The sequence below is a fragment of the Paenibacillus sp. FSL F4-0122 genome, from assembly GCF_038002845.1.
In the GTDB taxonomy this organism is placed as follows: domain Bacteria; phylum Bacillota; class Bacilli; order Paenibacillales; family Paenibacillaceae; genus Paenibacillus_AQ; species Paenibacillus_AQ odorifer.
Genome location: NZ_JBBODI010000001.1, coordinates 5,329,690 through 5,347,983 on the forward strand (window position 1 = coordinate 5,329,690; position 18,294 = coordinate 5,347,983).

At 45.1% G+C, this 18,294-nt stretch carries 15 protein-coding genes; 14 read left to right on the forward strand and 1 reads right to left on the reverse strand.

Features of this window, described 5'->3' with window-relative positions; translation table 11 throughout:
* The first annotated feature begins 3 nt into the window (after nucleotides 1-3).
* The 9 genes from MHH49_RS23280 to MHH49_RS23320 all read left to right on the forward strand — a co-directional run bounded on the left by MHH49_RS23280 (nucleotide 4) and on the right by MHH49_RS23320 (nucleotide 10,632).
* Complete coding sequence (locus MHH49_RS23280) at nucleotides 4-1,239, forward strand: oligosaccharide flippase family protein (protein ID WP_341138515.1); 1,236 nt, start codon at nucleotides 4-6, stop codon at nucleotides 1,237-1,239.
* A 75-nt stretch (nucleotides 1,240-1,314) separates the two neighbouring features.
* A complete protein-coding gene (locus MHH49_RS23285; protein ID WP_076146451.1) occupies nucleotides 1,315-2,541 on the forward strand; it encodes an O-antigen ligase family protein in 1,227 nt (408 codons plus the stop codon).
* Complete coding sequence (locus tag MHH49_RS23290) at nucleotides 2,489-3,799, forward strand: glycosyltransferase family 4 protein (protein WP_341138516.1); 1,311 nt, start codon at nucleotides 2,489-2,491, stop codon at nucleotides 3,797-3,799. The genes MHH49_RS23285 and MHH49_RS23290 overlap by 53 nt, the downstream gene beginning before the upstream one ends.
* Nucleotides 3,800-3,865: 66 nt before the next feature.
* The gene (locus MHH49_RS23295; RefSeq protein ID WP_076194875.1) at nucleotides 3,866-5,776 is read left to right on the forward strand and encodes a polysaccharide biosynthesis protein; all 1,911 of its coding nucleotides are present in this window, start codon (nucleotides 3,866-3,868) and stop codon (nucleotides 5,774-5,776) included.
* Nucleotides 5,777-5,779: 3 nt separating this feature from the next.
* A complete protein-coding gene (locus MHH49_RS23300; protein ID WP_341138517.1) occupies nucleotides 5,780-6,898 on the forward strand; it encodes an LCP family protein in 1,119 nt (372 codons plus the stop codon).
* Nucleotides 6,899-6,922: 24 nt separating this feature from the next.
* Nucleotides 6,923-7,549: a sugar transferase gene (locus tag MHH49_RS23305; protein WP_076129746.1), complete on the forward strand. Its 627-nt coding sequence runs from the start codon at nucleotides 6,923-6,925 to the stop codon at nucleotides 7,547-7,549.
* The gene (locus tag MHH49_RS23310) at nucleotides 7,546-8,343 is read left to right on the forward strand and encodes a GNAT family N-acetyltransferase (protein WP_076214686.1); all 798 of its coding nucleotides are present in this window, start codon (nucleotides 7,546-7,548) and stop codon (nucleotides 8,341-8,343) included. Before MHH49_RS23305 ends, MHH49_RS23310 begins: the two co-directional genes overlap by 4 nt.
* On the forward strand, nucleotides 8,336-9,469 hold the full coding sequence (locus MHH49_RS23315; RefSeq protein WP_341138518.1) for a GNAT family N-acetyltransferase: 1,134 nt from the start codon (nucleotides 8,336-8,338) through the stop codon (nucleotides 9,467-9,469). The genes MHH49_RS23310 and MHH49_RS23315 overlap by 8 nt, the downstream gene beginning before the upstream one ends.
* Nucleotides 9,466-10,632 carry a DegT/DnrJ/EryC1/StrS family aminotransferase gene (locus tag MHH49_RS23320; RefSeq protein WP_036688235.1) on the forward strand — a complete coding sequence of 389 codons (1,167 nt, stop codon included), beginning with the start codon at nucleotides 9,466-9,468 and terminating at the stop codon, nucleotides 10,630-10,632. The genes MHH49_RS23315 and MHH49_RS23320 overlap by 4 nt, the downstream gene beginning before the upstream one ends.
* A 6-nt stretch (nucleotides 10,633-10,638) precedes the next feature.
* On the opposite strand, the gene MHH49_RS23325 is transcribed toward MHH49_RS23320, so the two are convergent.
* On the reverse strand, nucleotides 10,639-12,285 hold the full coding sequence (locus MHH49_RS23325) for a glycosyl hydrolase family 28-related protein (RefSeq protein ID WP_036688232.1): 1,647 nt from the start codon (nucleotides 12,283-12,285) through the stop codon (nucleotides 10,639-10,641).
* 101 nt (nucleotides 12,286-12,386) lie between these two features.
* Between MHH49_RS23325 and MHH49_RS23330 the strand changes: the two genes are divergently transcribed.
* The 5 genes from MHH49_RS23330 to MHH49_RS23350 all read left to right on the forward strand — a co-directional run bounded on the left by MHH49_RS23330 (nucleotide 12,387) and on the right by MHH49_RS23350 (nucleotide 18,073).
* Complete coding sequence (locus MHH49_RS23330) at nucleotides 12,387-13,331, forward strand: NAD-dependent epimerase/dehydratase family protein (protein ID WP_036688229.1); 945 nt, start codon at nucleotides 12,387-12,389, stop codon at nucleotides 13,329-13,331.
* A gap of 27 nt (nucleotides 13,332-13,358) precedes the next feature.
* Nucleotides 13,359-14,477: an acyltransferase family protein gene (locus MHH49_RS23335; RefSeq protein WP_341138519.1), complete on the forward strand. Its 1,119-nt coding sequence runs from the start codon at nucleotides 13,359-13,361 to the stop codon at nucleotides 14,475-14,477.
* 853 nt (nucleotides 14,478-15,330) lie between these two features.
* Nucleotides 15,331-16,386, forward strand: coding sequence for an LLM class flavin-dependent oxidoreductase (locus MHH49_RS23340; RefSeq protein WP_038571758.1), 1,056 nt, complete (start codon nucleotides 15,331-15,333; stop codon nucleotides 16,384-16,386).
* An 82-nt stretch (nucleotides 16,387-16,468) separates the two neighbouring features.
* Nucleotides 16,469-17,152, forward strand: a complete 684-nt coding sequence (locus tag MHH49_RS23345; protein ID WP_340393868.1) for a Crp/Fnr family transcriptional regulator — start codon at nucleotides 16,469-16,471, stop codon at nucleotides 17,150-17,152.
* A 108-nt stretch (nucleotides 17,153-17,260) separates the two neighbouring features.
* Nucleotides 17,261-18,073, forward strand: coding sequence for a DNA alkylation repair protein (locus MHH49_RS23350; RefSeq protein WP_341138520.1), 813 nt, complete (start codon nucleotides 17,261-17,263; stop codon nucleotides 18,071-18,073).
* Nucleotides 18,074-18,294 lie beyond the last annotated feature (221 nt).

Below are 18,294 nucleotides of genomic sequence, written 5' to 3' on the forward strand. Positions count from 1 at the left end.
TCTATGTCATTTGCTTCTCTTCGTTATTTGCTCGGGAATATCACTTACGCTGGTGCTCAGTTTGTGATTGTGATCCTGCTGAATAAATTCGGGTCATCGGCAATCGTGGGGCAATATTCGCTAGGGCTTGCAGTTACTGCTCCGATCTTTATGCTGTCGCATCTACATCTTCGTTCCGTATTAATCGTTGATTCATCGGGGAAATACAGTTTTGGAGACTTTCTGGGTCTTCGGCTGATAACAACTGCCCTTGCGTTTACGATCACCGCAGGTTTTTGCATAATAAGTGGTTTGGATTGGAATACAGCATTGGTAATTTTCTTCATCGGTTTGTATAGAATCGTTGAATCAGTCAGTGATATTTTATTGGGCATCATTCAAAAGGAGGAGAGATTAGATCAAATCTCAATCTCCAGAATGGCAAAAGGGTTATTCTCCATTCTAATCTTCATCCTCGTATTTATCCCTACACAGAGCCTTGTTCTTGCCTTGTTAGTCATGATTATCGGATGGTTAGCGATAACGATTGGATATGATGCTCGTAAAGCGAGAATATACACTTCTCTCAGGCCACTCTTCAACAAAAGAAGCCTATGGAGTTTACTGATCGTCAGTTCACCGCTAGGCCTGGTATTGGCGTTGATGTCGTTAAATACGAATATCCCATTATATGCGATTTCCTATTTTAAAGGGGAGCATGACTTAGGTATTTATGCTTCACTCTCATATATGATTGTTGCCTGCAATGTTGTCGTCACCGCACTTGGTGAAGCCATAACACCACGTCTTGCCAGGTGGCACGCAGGCGGGAGACACAAGGAGTTTGTCACTTTACTCAGCCGAATGATAGCGATGGGTTTGGGGTTTAGTGCGGTCGCTTGTTTGATAGGGTGGTTGTTTGGCCACAAGCTGTTAACCGTATTATTCAGTTCAGACGTGGCAGGAGAGTTAGGGTTGTTTCATTGGCTGCTGGCGTCCACCATGCTGGTATTTATTTCATCCTACCTGTGGTACGCCATAACGGCTACCGGAAGGTACAAAGCCCAGATTCCATTGTTTCTGTGCACAGCATTCACTAATGGCTTGTGTTGTCTGATCTTCGTACCTCATTACGGGGTAGTAGGTGCTGCAATGGGGGCAAGTTCGTCGTTATTTGTACAGATGATTGGCAGTGTAGTTGTGCTGTATCGTGTCATCGGAAAGGTGAGAAAACGGGAACAATCGGAAGCGGCGGCATAAGTTCTTGTTTTATAGGAAAGTAGGAAAGTAGGGACTTGTATGACATCTGTATCTGTTGTAGGGAAGCCCTACACCATGCACAATTTATTTCTGTTTGCGGTCATGGGGTACATCATATGCCTTCCGGCGCAGATTGATTTTGGGGGAGCCTTCCGTATCGCACCGTCGGATCTCTTCTTAATGTTAGGTTTATTTGCCGCTGGATTCCATCTCAAATTGGACCGGAGGATATTCAGTTCATGGCATTGGGGCATGCTGTTCATTTTTGTTTTAGCTTCCTTTGTATCCATTTGGCGCAACGGCTTCATTACTCAATACGCCCTGCTGCAAAAAGATATTGGATTTATTCTCCTTTTGTTGACCTACATCATGCTTGTGCAAGCAGCAGATAGCTGGGAACGGTTATATAAAATGCTCCGATTTTTCCTGATCAGTGTGCTGCTCTTAAATGGTGTTGCCCTATTCGCTTTTTTCAGCGGAGTAAAGGTTCCGTTCATGGTGCAAGACGGGCGGTTGTCCGGCATGTTAATTGATCCCAATGCATACGGGGGATTGCTGGTGACGGCTTTTGCCATTCATATCATGACGAGTGGGGAGAAGATAAAGCTGCTGCGGGGATGGGTCAGCGTACTAGCGACGATAAGCTTAGCCGGGGGCATTATAATGACCTTCTCGCGCTCGTCTTGGATTGGTCTGTTCCTAGTATTACTTACACTTCTGATTACCAAACCGTCCAGACTGATCAAGATCGGTATGGGGTTTGGGGTGGCTTTTATAGCTCTGCTGCTGTATAAAGGCACCGCTTATCTAAATGTGCTGGAGTCTATGTCCAGCAGACCTTCCCAGATCCAGTCGCGTCTTGACATCATTGACAAAGCGGTGGATTGGATCGCACAAAGTCCGTTATTAGGCATTGGGCTTGGTTCCTATAATTACGAACTGCGCATTATTATCCACAACACCCCTATATGGTTTTTGACTGAATTCGGCTTATTGGGCTTGATTGTATATGGCGGATTTATGATTTGGTTCTTCATTGTGGGTATCCGTTCTTATCGTGCAGCAGATCCGATTCATAGACCAATTATTATGGCATTGCTGCTGTCCCATGCGGCGATGATTGGGTTATCGATGGGCATTGAGGCGTTATTCCAGCGGTATTGGTGGTTCATGATGGCGATGAACGGAGCTTGCATCCGGTTAACAGACAAAAACCTGAAAGGAGAGATGCCCTATCGAACCCAACACGTTGAAAGGCCAACTGGGCGCAAGCTTCGACAACGAGCAGAGCAACCTCAATAAAAGCTCAAGTAAGGACATCGGGAGTGTTCCAGCTGAGGAAGGCTTACAAGCAAAGGTTGCTTTTGTAGCCTCCATATATGGGCATTTCGAGAGTTTTCATTTACCTTACATGGCGTTATTACAGCAAAAAGGGTGTGAAGTCCATGCTTACGCTCAGCCGGGCGAAGCCAGACAGCGCATGGAACAGCGGGGAATTGTATGTCACGACGTACCTATACAACGAAGTCCTTTACAGTTGAAGAATTGGACGGCTCTGCGGATCTTAACGAAAAGCTTCCAAGCGGAAAAATTTCAGTTCGTCCATGTACATACACCAGTAGCTTCGATTCTCGGACGGATTGCAGCCCATAGAGCAGGTGTCCCTAGCGTATTGTATACAGCTCATGGTTTTCATTTTTTTAAAGGTGCTCCTTTTCTGAACTGGATGCTTTATTATCCGTTGGAGTATTTGATGGCACGTTGGACGGATGTACTGATCACCATTAATAGTGAAGATTATGAGCGTGCTCAGAAATTCCCTGTCCGAAAAAAAGTAACTTATGTGAGCGGAGTCGGACTTGATCTTCAGGTATACGGTAGCGGTGAGGGGGATAATGAAATTGCAAAAATGATGGGGGAAAGTCGTCACCAGCTATTTGATTTACCTAAGAGTGACAATGATAATCCTTCATTCGTTGTTCTCTGCGTCGCTGAGTTAAATGCTAACAAGAACCAAAAACAGTTGATCGAAGCACTACATCATTTGGGTGATCAAGCAAGCGATATTCATCTAGCATTCGCAGGTACAGGTCCTTTCGAGCAAACCCTTATAGAACTTGCTACACGGTTAGGGGTTAGGGAACAGGTACATTTTCTGGGGTTCCGAAGAGATATACCGGATTTGCTACAAGCGTGTGATGTTGCGGCACTTGTGTCCTATCGTGAGGGGTTACCCCGGGCGATTATGGAGGCGATGGCAGCAGGCAAACCCGTGATCGGCACACATATTCGGGGCATTCGCGATTTGATTGAGCATGAGTCAACGGGCATGTTGGTTCCAGTGGATGATATTGCCGCTACGGCAAAAGCACTGGTTCAACTGCGAGCGGACGCAGCTTTGACCGCAGCAATGGGGAAAGCGAATAAGGACAGGATTATTCGCTATGGATTGCCTGCGGTGCTTTGTGAAATGGACTCGATTTATATAGAAGCGCTGAATGAACCAGGGATAAAGCCATTTCCGTCTGAATTACAACCGGGTCTGACAGCAGATAGATAATTCATTCTCGCATATAAGACAACATACGAATAAACGAATAATTAGTTAATTAGGGAGAAAGAAGTGATGAAAATGCGGATCGTACGTTTAGTCATGTTGGATGCGGGAATTATAGCGGCTTCAGTGTGGCTTGTGTTTTTACTTCGGTTTGATTTTCAAATCCCTGAGCAGTACATGTGGATGCTTCCGTGGGCGATACTCATTCACATTATGGTGTACGCAGCGTTCTCATTTGGATTCAAGGTGTATAACAATATCTGGCGATACACCGGTATAGGTGAGTTATTGCAGCTGCTAAAAGTGAGTGCTTTAACACTCTGCGGAGTGGTCGCTGTCAATGTATCTGCGCATGTATTCGTCCCTTCCTATCGATTGCCGATTTCGATTTATTTTGCAGCGGGTTACGTATTTCTCGGCATTGCCGGCTTACGTTTAGTTAACCGCCTTATCAACGATAGATTCGAAACACTGGGAACAAAGGGTTCATCCGAAGGCAATCTGCTAATCGTTGGGGCAGGGAAAGCAGGCATCCTCGTTACCAAAGATATCAAGCATTCAAGATTTAAATTCATGAACCCAGTTGCCTTCATAGATGATGATATCTCAAAGCGCAAGCTGGAGCTTATGGGGTTGCCGATTGTCGGTAACCGTAACTTCATTCCCCAGGCAGTCGAGCAGCTGGATATTTCGTTCATTATCATCGCTTTGCCTACGGCTCCTCAAAAGGAATTACTGGAGATCATCGAAATCTGCAAATCTACCAAAGCTCAGATCAAGTTAATGCCTAGTATGACCGATATTTTGGACGGGAAAATGGCCATTAACATGATCCGTGAAGTATCCGTAAATGATTTGCTGGGGAGAAGTCCCGTAGAAATTAATACGGAAGAGATTCGTGAGAATTTGGGAAGCGAGTGTATTCTCATCACGGGTGCAGGCGGTTCAATTGGTTCGGAATTATGCCGGCAATTGGCTGCGTATCGTCCGAAGGAAATGCTGCTTTTGGGGCATGGAGAAAATAGCATTTATCTTATTGAACAAGAGTTGCGACAGTTATATCCCGATCAGATCATTCATCCCATTATAGCGGACATTCAGGATGTATCGCGGATCGATAACGTTTTTCAAAAGTTCCGCCCCTCCATTGTGTATCATGCCGCTGCTCACAAGCATGTTCCTCTTATGGAGATGAATCCAGTAGAGGCAGTTAAAAATAATGTGATCGGCACAAGGAATGTAGCGGAAGCGAGTGCTAAATATGGCGCTAAACGGTTCATCCTCATCTCATCGGATAAGGCGGTTAATCCTACCAGTGTTATGGGGGCCACGAAACGAGCCGCGGAAATGATCATTAATGATCAGAATTCCTTAAGTAAGACGGTTTTTGCCGCTGTACGTTTTGGTAATGTGCTGGGCAGTCGGGGCAGTGTCATTCCGTTATTCAAAAGACAAATCGAAAACGGCGGCCCGGTGACGGTTACACATATGGATATGGTGCGTTACTTCATGACGATACCCGAAGCGGTACAGTTGGTTATTCAAGCAAGTGTGCTGGCACAAGGGGGAGAAGTGTTTGTGCTGGATATGGGTAAGCCAGTTCGTATATACGATCTAGCGAGGGATTTAATCCGCTTGTCGGGTCTCGAGCCTGACAAAGATATTCCCATTGTGGTCACTGGCATTCGTCCTGGAGAAAAATTGTTTGAGGAGCTTTTGACTGAAGAAGAAGGGTTATTGGTCACTAACAACTACCGTATTATGATTAGCCGCCCGCAAAGTGTCTCCAGATCTGAACTGAATTTGGTGTTGGGGGTTCTGGAGAACTTGTGCAAACGGTATGAACTGATGCCAAGCAGTCATCAGATCAAAAAACTGCTAAAGCAGCTAATTCCAAGCTATTCGGGCTTTCAGGAAGAACCGCAGGTGGGCACACATGATCTTGAACGCATTAAATCCGAAGTTCATGCGGGAATCTGACCTATGAAGTCGACTAAGCATTCATGGATGACAAGATTATGGGGCAAGCGCGACAAGGCAATTACAGGTAAACATTCACGCATGCGGCGGGTGGGACGATACAGCCTGATTGTTATTCTTGTTGTGGTTGTAGTTGGGGGGATCTGGATTGGAGGGATATTGAATCCAGAGCATCGTTTTAATAAGGCGATTCTTAACCCCTTGACGATCCCTAGCTCTAATGTGGTTACGGACAATGAAGCGATGGTGCAATCGCTCAGCACACCAGCCCCACAAGCTCAAACGGATGAGCTTACCCTTACAACGTCTACACAGACTCCAACTGCGGTGACATCTCCAACAGACAAGAAAAGCTCATCCTTTAATGTAGTGCTAATTGGAACAGACACTTGGGGCGGAGAAAGCTCGCGGGCAGATACGATCATGGTTGCCCATGTGATGCCGGATCAACGGAAGGTGAATATCGTATCTGTGCCGCGGGACACGCGGGTTTATGTGCAGAATGTCGGTTATACCAAGATCAATCATGCACATATCGTTGGTGAGACAAAGGGTGGGAATCAGCAGGGTACGCTGACACTGATTCAAGCCGTTAGTGATTTTATGAATATTCCTATTCATTACTACATCAAGACGAACTTCTCCGGTGTTCGTGATTTCATCGATTCGATCGGCGGGATCGATATGCTAATTGATCAGGATGTGACCATCACTCCGGAGATCACCATCAAGAAAGGTGAGCAGCATCTGGATGGTGCCCACACGCTTTATTTAGCAAGGGAGCGCTACTCGACTCCGGAGGGTGACTTTAGCCGCCAACGGGAGCAATTCAATATCGTTCGGGCTGTAGCCAAAAAGCTATTAAGTCCGGAGCATATTCCTGATCTAGCTGGACTGCTACTGCGTGAAAAGAAAGACATTATTGATACGAGTTTTAGTGACAGTGATTTGATGAGCTTAGCTTGGCTATTCAAGGGAATGGATTCCGCGGATTTTGCTTACGAACAGATTCCTGGCCATAACAGCTCTGCTCTAGATCCGCTCGTTCGAACCAAAGTGTATTATTGGAGTGCAAATCCGGAAGAGGTAAAGTCACTTACAGAACGTCTTTTTACGGAATAAGAGAAAGGCGGGGGAAAGACTACCATGTATCGCCATATGAAGCGGGGCTTCGATTTGGTGGGAGCGATCGTTATGTTAGGTGTGTTTAGTCCGGTCATGGCTGTGGTGGCGTTGCTGCTTCGGATAAAGCTGGGAAGTCCTATTTTGTTCAAGCAGCAGCGGCCGGGAATGGGAGAAAGACCCTTCTACATCTACAAGTTCCGAACCATGGCTGAAATGTATGATGCGCAGGGCCAGCCGTTATCGGATGCTCGGCGTTATATCAAATTCGGCGGATTGATTCGAAAGCTGAGTCTGGATGAGCTCCCGCAATTAGTAAATGTTGTGAAGGGAGAAATGAGTCTGATCGGACCAAGACCTTTGCTCATCCGTTACAGCCCGCATTACTCTGAACGGGAGCGGCTGCGATTTACTGTAAGACCCGGAATAACGGGATTGGCGCAGGTATCTGGACGTAATACTTCGGAGTGGAAACAGCGGCTCTCCTATGACGTTACCTATGTTGAGAAGCTAAGCTTTAGATTAGATGCGTTGATCTTATGCAAAACTGTGCTGAAGGTGATCCGCCAAGATGACGTTGTGGCCAATCCGGGTGAGCATAGTCTGCCGCTCGATGAGTACAGAATGAACCAAAAGGAGGGGTCGGCATGAATTTGCGGTTTAGTCCGCTTCAGGAAGATGATATTCACCTTGCATGCCGGCTCTTACAGAGCAACTTGCCAGAGTCGGTCTACAATCAAACCATATTCGCCTGTGGCGGTTATCCCGAATATTTGAAAGCAGCATGTAAATGCGGAAGCCATTCAGCAACACTGCTGATTGGTGCCTATTCTGAAGAGCTTCTTATTGGATTCGCTGAATGGCGAAGAATGGAGCAGATGCTGGTTCTGAATAACTTGAATGTGGACGCAGCTTATCGAAAAGATGGCATCGGCGGCAAGCTTATGGCGTACGGGGAGACATTAGCCCAAAAGGATGGCATTTCGAAGCTGGCACTTGATGTATTTTCGTGGAATGAGCAAGCTCATGCTTGGTATTTGCGGCTTGGTTTTGCAGAGGAAGGCCGGACTTACTGGTATGTAAGAGATTTGGCTCCATCGATTGATAGGGATAGAGAAGCATTGGCGTACATCATAGATGATTATCCGATGGCAGAGGCACATCATCAAAAGTATGGATTCTCTTCTCTTAAGATTAGAACGAAGGAAGAGACTTCAGTTGTGGGCCGGTTAGGTGAACAGTATTATCGTATCCAACTGCAAAGTGGAGGGTGGAGTGGCTGCAATCTTTTGACAGACGTATTAATGGATTTAGACCGGGAGAAAAGGCTGCTGTTGCTTTCTTCAGATGCTTATTTGCGTGAGCGAGACCCCGGGCTAATCTTAAGCACTGAAAGTATACGTATGATCAAACTATTGGAGAATCAAGAGGTGTTGTATGAGTAACTTCATCGTGTTAGGCAGCTCTAGTTCAGCGGAATGGGATGCCTATTTGAACCAGCTAGAGACGAAGGATATCTATTTCTCCTCAGCGTTTTTTCGGCTGTTTGAGGATGGAGAGCATCAGCAGGCAGAGCTGTTTGTTTTTAAGCAGGGAGACCAGCTCATCATTTATCCTTACTTGCTTCGTTCCATAAGCCATCTTCCTGCTGTAATCCAACTGGGGCTTGAAGGTGATTGGTACGACATTAGTACACCTTATGGATACGGGGGACCGATATCGAATCTCCCTCCAGGAGCCGAACGAAGTGAGCTGTACCGGCAATTCAGTGAAACGTTCACGGATTACTGTAGAGAGAAAAAGATCATGACCGAGTTTGTAAGATTTCATCCCTTGATTGGCAACGCTACGGAATATCAAAGCGGTCTGACCACTGAGTGGAATAGAAATACAATATATATTGATTTGACTGTGGGTTCGGAGGCAGAGCTCATCCGGCATTATGGCAGCAATCATAAACGGAATATTCACAAAATAAAGTCTGCGCCCTTTACAATTCGGAATTCCAATCTGAAAGATCGTATTGAGTCCTTCAGTGAATTGTATTACGGAACACTAAATGATTTACAGGCGGATTCTTTTTATTATTTCCCCAAAAAATTTATAGAAGATACTAGTTATCTACTTGAAGGGAGAGTAGAGCTATTCGAAGCTATGGTTGGGGAGAAAACGGTGGCAACCAGCATCGTGTTACATGAACGACCGTGGATGCATTATCACCTATGTGGTTGGGATCGCGCCTATCTGCAGTGGTCACCTACCAAATTGCTAATTCACGCAGCAGCCAAGTGGGGGATGGAAAATGGCTTTGAACGTTTTCATCTTGGCGGGGGATATAAGGGGAATGACGACTTATTTCAATTCAAGCATAGATTCGCGACACAACTGGAACCCCTTGACTATTACTTAGGTAAACGAATTTTTTTTCCAGAGTTGTATGAGCGGATCATATCCTTTTGTGACACTAGAGTATCAGGAAGTTACTTTCCGCTCTATCGGCATCCAGATCTCGATATGATATGTATTCCATCTGGAGAAATCGGTCCAAATGGAGAAAGGAGCTTCGCATGAGCATTCGTCAAACAAGCATTCTGCCACGAATCTTGTTATCCCCGCCGCATATTAGTGGACGTGAGCAGGTCTACATGGAGGAGGCGATACACTCTGGTTGGATTGCTCCTATTGGTCCGCAAGTCGATGCGTTCGAGCGGGAGATGGCCGCCTACACAGGATCAAAGGGTGCACTAGCGTTAAGCTCTGGCACGGCGGCGATTCATCTCGCACTTCGTCTAGCCGGTGTCACACAAGGAGATTACGTGATCTGTTCAACGCTCACGTTCGTTGCTAGCGCCAATCCTATTTTATATTTGGGGGCCACCCCCGTATTTGTCGATTCAGAGCCTGAGACCTGGAACATGTGTCCGCTAGCTTTTCAGCGGGCCTGCCAAGATTTGAATGACAAAGGACTGCTGCCAAAAGCGGCTGTTGTCGTCAATTTATACGGACAAAGCGCAGATATGGAGCCCATTGTAGAAATAGCTGACCGATATGGAATTACCTTGATTGAAGATGCTGCCGAATCATTAGGTGCTTTCTATCAAGGCAAGGCCAGCGGAACCTGGGGCCAATTCGGAATCTATTCTTTCAACGGAAATAAGATTATTACAACCTCAGGTGGGGGCATGCTCGTATCCGACGATACCGAAGCCTTAAAACAGGCGCGCTTCTGGTCTACGCAAGCCCGAGACACTGCCCCTCATTATCAACATTCCGAAATGGGATACAACTATCGGTTAAGCAACCTGTTGGCAGCTATAGGACGCGGTCAATTAGAACTGCTTGAAGAGCGGGTTGAACGGCGCAGATCTATTGGCCGGCGATATAGGGAACGTTTAGGTTCCATACCGGGTCTTCATTTTATGCCGGAAGCACGCAATTGTCGCAGCACGCACTGGTTGAGTGCGCTGACCATCGATGAAGAAGTGGCGGGGTTCTCTTCACGACAACTTCTGTCATGTCTGGAACAGCACAATATCGAAGCTAGGCCTGTATGGAAACCGCTGCATTTACAACCCTTGTTCGAGAGCAATTACTACTATCCTTACAGTGAGGAATACAGTGTATCAGATAACTTATTTTCAACAGGTGTCTGCCTGCCTTCTGGAAGCTCTTTATCGGATGAGGATTTGGAACGTGTCATTTATGCGATAGAGACATGTAACCAATACCGTTGATTCATCTTATTTAGCCTTCCATCCGCTGGCAGCTGATCCGCTTTCCTTCACATACAAAGTGGCTTGTGCCGTGCCATCCGTTCGCATGGCCAGACTGCCAACTGGGGCGGTTACGACTCCCTCGGGCGAACCCTCCACTATGAACACCGCGGGCAACACTGCCCCGCCAGTGAGGCGAATGGCCCGTTTGAAGTTACCGTAGGTCGAGAACCATTCAGGAAGCGAATAAGGATTATACAAGGTACCTAGTGATGTGCCTTGCATACCGATTAGTGTTTCGAATTCTAGAATTCGCTTTACTTTCACTGCTCGGGTATCGAACACAGCTACATTATTGAGGCGCAGAGACGGTTTAGCTGCACCGTAAGAAGAGACTAGCACTACCTGATTGGTTCCGCTATTGCGGACGATCATATTGTCGACAGTAGCCATGACGTCAGACTCCGTTGTGAATAAATGCAAAGTACTGCCCGTTAAGTCCTGTGCATCCATCGTCCCCACATAAAGATCTCCCCCGTCGATTCGGACACCACTTGCTAAGGTGGAACCCGAGCCGTACATTCCTAACGAACCGATATGCAACCTTGGTTTACCTCCGGCAGCATTAAACGCTGCATAGATCGCAGGGCCTCCGATGCCATCGAACTTGGCGCTAGCGATATCAATAAATTGTGAATAGATCGTCTGTAGACCGAAGTTAGCTTTATGATCGGTGGAGCGGATAGCCAAATGATTGATTTTCAGCGTCAGTCCATAGGACAGTAAGGCTGGACTTACCGATCCGCTTACACGCATATCTAGTGAACCGATGTCGAGTGTCCAGAGTCTAGCGATAGCATCTGTAAGCCCTGCTGATAGATCGTTACCGAAACCAATGGTAGTCAAGGAGTCGAATCGCTGATAAAAGCTGCGCGTTCCTTTAAAGACGTCGGGTTCAAGATCGAGAGAGTTAGCGCCAGTAAAACCCGGTGCGCCACCGCGGCTATTATTCAGGACTGCTCTGTTGACATGAAGCTGGTCTACAAAATGGACCACAAAGTTCTTTCGTCCAGCAGTCTCACAGCGTGCATATCCGATGTGCACATTAACGGAGGGGATTTCTTCTGTCCCCCCAATGAAGATATTATCCCCATAGCAATCGTGAGAGTACACTGACTCTATCGTTATATTTTGCGAAGAAGAAATGAACAAGCCGTGAAGCTGATCGTTGACGGCTGTTTTAACAGTCGATGCACTTCCATCAATTTCAAGGGTTCCCGCGATTGTAATATTTGAGGCATTTAAGATGACTAGAACCCTAGTGTCTGAGGGTGGATTCGGGGCAAGCACAAGTTTGGAGCCGGCTTCAAAGCTTAAATTCGTTTTGGCCGGAATTCGAAGACACCACCAGTCGAGGACGGAGGGGTTACGCATGCGTCCCGAAGATACCTTATATACACCAGGAGGAAAGATTACTACTTTGTTTTTGGCGTTTCCCGCATTGATAGCATTTTGAATCGCTACTGTATCGTCCTTGATACCGTTTCCTACAGCGCCGTACGATCGGACGTTCACATAACCGTTAGTCTCAGGGTCTAATTTAATAGATGTGACCGCACCATCAGAAAGAATGGACGTAGTCACCGAGCTGTCTGGAATAGGGGCAGTAGCCATATACTTCACTCCTTTATACTTTGATTTTGTATTTTATGTGAATTTTTCGGGGAATGCACGGTACAAAGATCACTCTTAGCGGGCGAAAGGAGTTTTTTATTTTGAAGGTATTGGTAACTGGGGGGTTAGGCTTTATTGGGTCCCATGTGGTTGATCGGCTAATAAAAAAGGGCATAGAAACTGTGATTGTAGATAATGTATCCGGAGCCTCCGGTCTGACTTATATGAATCCTGCTGCGGTTTTGTATAAGTACGATATTCGGGATGAGACTTTGCATGAGGTTTTTAGCCTTGAAAAGCCAAACGCAGTCATTCATCTGGCTGCACAGATCGACGTCAGAGAATCACAGCGGAACCCGTTATTTGATGCGAATGTGAATATTGTTGGCACGCTGAATGTACTGCGCATGTGCGAGATCCATCAGGTTCAAAAGCTAGTTTATGCCTCATCGGCAGCGGTTTATGGGAACCCGGAATATTTGAGCATTGATGAGCAGCATCCCTTAAATCCCGAGTCCTGCTATGGTGTATCCAAAAGTGTACCAGAGTCATATATTCGGATGTTTGCCAGCTTACATGGGCTAAAATATACGATACTGCGTCTCGCTAATGTATATGGGCCAAGGCAAAGTTCACATGGGGAAGCTGGCGTTGTTTCCGTTTTTCTGGATCGTATAAAGCAAGGGGAGGATCTCGTTATCTATGGGGACGGTGAGCAGACTAGAGATTTCGTCTATGTGGAGGATGTGGCGCAGGCGTTCGTTGATGCGGTTCAGACCGACGGCAGAGTGAATAATGAGACGATGAATATTAGCTGCGGAATACCAACCTCGATAAATACGATGGTTCGGATATTAGGGGACATCACGGGTCGGGATTTCCTGACAACCTATGCGGATCCTCGTCCGGGGGATATTCTCCATAGCTATTTAAACAATCAAAAAGCCCAGGAATTATTGTCTTGGTTCCCTAACCATAACTTTCATACCGGGCTGGAAAAAACAATTACTGACCGCTTAAGTGTAGGAAGCGCAGTAGATCATTAAAAGCACCCATTGAAAGGGGCACTCCGCATGGAACGCAAAATGAACTCGGAAATGTTCGTTCTTCGTAGTGTAGCCTGCTTAAGTATAGCCCTGCTGCATGCTCTTTATCGGGTTTATGACGATGGAAATACACCTTGGGTAGAATCGGTGGGTTTACTGCTAACGTTTGGCACACCTGTATTCGTATTTATCTCCCAATTCGTGTTGTCATTTGCCTATCCCAATGAAATTCCAGCGAGATTTTGGGAGAAAAGAATCAAGTATATTTTATTGCCTTACTTTTTTTTCGGGACCTTGTATGCAGGACTAAAAGGATTGGAGATGTCGGGTAGTGACGGCATTCCTTTGCTGCAGGCTTTTTGGTATTACCTCTGGCGTCATTTGCTGATTGGAGATTTCCATGGCTATTTTATACTGATTATCTTTCAGTTTTATGCTTTATTCCTCTGGTTTCAGACGTATGCGAAGCGGCTTAACCCCCGCACTATTCTAATCGTATCGTTCCTTATTAACGTTATCTATTTGGGTTTCTTCAACTTTACTACGCCCGCAGATACGGCTGCCGCCCATTATTTCTGGGATAAAATGTACTGGATTTTCGCACCAGGTTGGATTTTTTACTTTACAGTAGCCTATTACTTGGGACGAAATGAGCTGTGGTTCCGGGAAAAAATAAAAAAGTTCCGCATAGCGGTATACACGCTCCCGGTTCTGACAGGTGCGCTTGTGCTGTTCGTGAATAGTCAAGGCTGGATAACGGCGCATAGCTCCAAAAGAATTGATATGCTTCTATTCGCCTTAAGCATGATTTTGCTGCTCTTCTCCGTGGCATCGAAAATGAAGAAAGTGCCACGTGTACTGGAATGGAGCAGCAGATACTCTTTTGGCATATACTTGCTTCATCCTTTGCTATTGGCTATATTCGTCAAGCTTCCAGCTTCATTTGGGTTGCAAAACCTTGGACTATTTAGTGTTCTGCTGCAATTTGTCGGTTGTGTGGTAGGCTCGGCACTTATAATGAATTTAGCGAATCGAATTCCTGGCGGAGCGTATGTATTCGGTCGGATCGGCGTAGGGATAAACCCAAGCAAACCACCGAAATCGCTGGATAAGCCGATAACTCCGAGTATTGGGAATGCAAACTAGCTTGGATTTGACCGGCCGCTAATCGTCTGTGTTTAGGTGATTAGTGGTCTTTTTTTTGTTTTTGCATTTATTGCGATTACTTCGCTAATTACATTGCTAATTACATTGCTAATTACATTGCTATTACATCGCGATTACATCGCACTAGCAGCATCCTCTCAATTCTCATTAAAAAAGCAAAATAGTTGTAAAAAGTACAATTAAGCTCTTATGCTCGCAGCTTTGGGGCAGTTTAATTGCATATTTTACAACTATTATTCTAGAATCCCGCCATATTGAGGCAAATGCTCGTATTTAAGTGTACAGAGTGCAACTAAATCCACAAAGGCTACCTTCAAAGCGTATATAGTTGCACAAAATACAATTAAACAAACTTCGTCGTAACCTCGCATTAGCTACACTGTGCGTTTGCGGTAGAGGCAATTAAACTAACTTCGTCGTTACCTAACATTAGCTACACTCTTGCACATTGGCGGCAAAGTCCCAGTATAATTGTTGTATTGTAGTCAGTTCACACGAGGTTTTGTTTGTTCGGACCGTATTGCAGCTATTTTCACTTTTTAGTTGATTTTACGATAGTTTCGGACTGTATTGCGCTTATTTCCATAAAAACACACATTATGGAAGCTACTTTACACGAATAGCTGCATCTAAGTCCGATAATTTAGCAAAATGAATGAAATTATTAAAATAACGGCTCCTCAGTCCGATCTATAGTGAGGGGGATCTAATTAGATGAACTTCGATTATAGTCGAAGGGAACTAAATTAGTTAGAATAATTAGGTAGTCCCTTTATGGTTTTTTACATCCAGAGAATAATGCATCGTGCAGAATATTAGGAGGAAATGAATAGTGGAACTTGGAGTAAGCACATTTGTCGAGACCACACCTGATGTCCAAACGGGTGAGACAATAAGTCATGCAGAACGACTACGTGAAGTAGTGGAGGAAATTGTACTTGCCGAAGAGGTGGGATTAGATGTATACGGAGTAGGTGAGCATCATCGGCATGATTATGCGGCATCTTCACCTGCGGTTGTACTGGCTGCAGCTGCTTCGTTGACTACTAAGATCCGGTTGAGCAGTGCTGTAATGATCCTGTCTTCAGCCGATCCGGTGCGTGTGTTTCAGGACTTTGCAACGCTGGACGGAATTTCGAACGGACGTGCGGAGATTATGATCGGCCGGGGTTCGTTTACAGAGTCTTTTCCTCTATTCGGATATGATCTGAAGGATTACGAAGAACTGTTTAATGAGAAGCTGGAATTGTTATTAGCCATCCAAAAGTCAGAAAAAGTGACCTGGAAAGGCAAACACCGAGCAGCTATAGAAAATTTGGGGATTTACCCGCGTCCGGTTCAAGATCCTTTACCGATTTGGATCGGGAGTGCAGGAAGTCCAGAGTCTGCGATCCGCACAGGATCACTAGGTTTGCCTTTTGTTTTAGCGATTATAGGGAATGTTCTACCACTGGATTATGCGTCACATGTACAGCTTTACAAAAAAGCAGCAGCTGAAGCCGGGCATGATATTTCAAAATTTCCAATCGCTTCGCATTCACACGGGTTCATAGCGGAGACTAATCAGTTAGCGCTGGAGAAATTTTTTCCTTCAACGCATGCCCGGACCAATGTGCGGGCGAAGGAAAAAGGAACACCTCCGTACCATCGTGCAGATTATGATGCAGCGTGCAGCTTAGATGGCGCCCTTTACGTAGGTGATCCAGAAACTGTCGCTAATAAAATCATTCATCTGCGCAAGCATGTGGGAATTACGCGATTCTTTTTACATGTGCCGCACGGTACTATGCCTCATGAGGATGTTATGCAGGCGATTAGACTGCTGGGCACCGAAGTGGCCCCACGTGTGCGGGAAGAAGTAGCGCGCTGGGAAGCAAGTAACCGGTAATTTAGTAAGCTGCGTCCTTAGGACGTGGCTTTTTTTGTAAGGTATACTGAAGAAATGAATAGCGTTTTATACAGGAGGGGCAATGGAAAAAAATCATTATTTATCTCAATTCAATTTGCTTCAATCGTTAGGACTGGAAGATCTAATTGAAATGGAAGAATTAACGCGAATAACAGTAGTCCCCAAAAATACATATATCCAAACACCGTCAACCTTTTCTGAAGGACTGTTTTTTGTGAAAAAAGGAAAGGTTCGCTTATACCAATTAAACGCAAACGGTAAGCAATTTACATCGGATATCCTCAGTGAGGGTAATGTTTTTGGTGAAATGGGTATGATTTCTTTTGGAACGAAGGAACATTATATTGAAACGATTGAGGAAAGCCATATCTGCACAATTGATCCTGCAAGGTTTGAAGAATTCATCTCTCACCGGCCTAGGTTTATGATGTCATTATTGCAAGTATTGAGCGACCGCATAAAAAGTATGAGTCAGTTAACTCAGAATCTAGCCATCGGAAATCTGCATGATAAAATATTGTGCGTTCTTTTAAAGCTAGCGGATCAGCATGGGGTTGAGCATGAGGATAATTGTTACAAAATTAATGTTCCTCTATCGCATCAAGAAATCGCTAATTTAATTGGAGCCAGCAGAGAAGCTGTAACAGTGGCATTGCAAGAATTGGTGAAAGCGGAGGTTATTCAGACAGGGTTCAGAACTATCTATATCCAGCGAGACAAGATTTTGGAAAGAAATATAACATAGCTATCGAGTTGTAAACGAGATTACAGCTTCATTTTTAGAAACAACGGTATCCTAGCTATGACATGAAGGTGATTTAAGCTTTCAAATCATAGTGAAGGGACGATTTCCATGGAACGCAGGAAGGGCGCTCGGAAGGTTACTGAAATTCCCGTTGAGATTGTAGAACTGCTGAATAAAGGATATTTACAGAGCGTGAATTTAACGGAATGGCTTGCTGTGGATCATCTTATATTGCTGGAAAATGTACTGAATGAGCTAGGTTTTGAACAGGAAGCTAAACCAATTTTACAAAGGCTGAATGCGTTATCGGAAAAGAAAATCATGAAGCTCATCCCGGTGATTTCACGTGAGTGGCAGCTTCTATTTGACTGTAAATCAGAGCTGGAACGTTCCCGACTATTTGCTGTGTTAGCTCATCATAACTCCGATAGTGTTCGCTGCTGGGCTGCTTATATCGTGGGGCAGAATCATCAATGGAGTCTAGTTCAAAAACTAATAGCAATCCGTCCTTTTGCAGCGGATGGTCATTTTGGGGTGCGTGAGATTTCTTGGATGGCTTTGAGGGAATCAGTCATTGCCGAGCTGGAAGCGTCCATTGAATCGTTAAAGGCTTGGGTTCATGACCAGGACGCGAATATTAGGAGATTTGCGGTCGAATTGACGCGCCCACATGGGGTATGGGCAAAGCATATTACAGCGCTCAAAGAAAATCCAGCGATTGCCCTACCGCTATTAGAACCGCTTAACTCTGATCCGGCAAAATACGTTCAGGATTCTGTAAGCAATTGGTTAAATGATGCTAGCAAAATCAATCCGGCATGGGTACAGCAAATTTGTGATGAATGGTTGAACCTATCAGGTACCAAGGAAACAAAGCGGATTGTAACCCGGGCTACAAGAAGTATTACTGATCAAAAATAAAATTAGTGCATCACTTTAGACTGGATAATCAAACGTCAAACACTATGGGCTAATAAGTGTTGGCGTTTTTTTATTATGGAGTTAACTTGGATAATTCAAGAGAAAGACTACTTCCTATTTATTATTTAAACCAAACTTCGTGAAAATATTTATATTGTTAATCCTCAGGTCATCTGTTATACTCAGAAACACCGAATGTTACAAAAACTAACACTAATTGG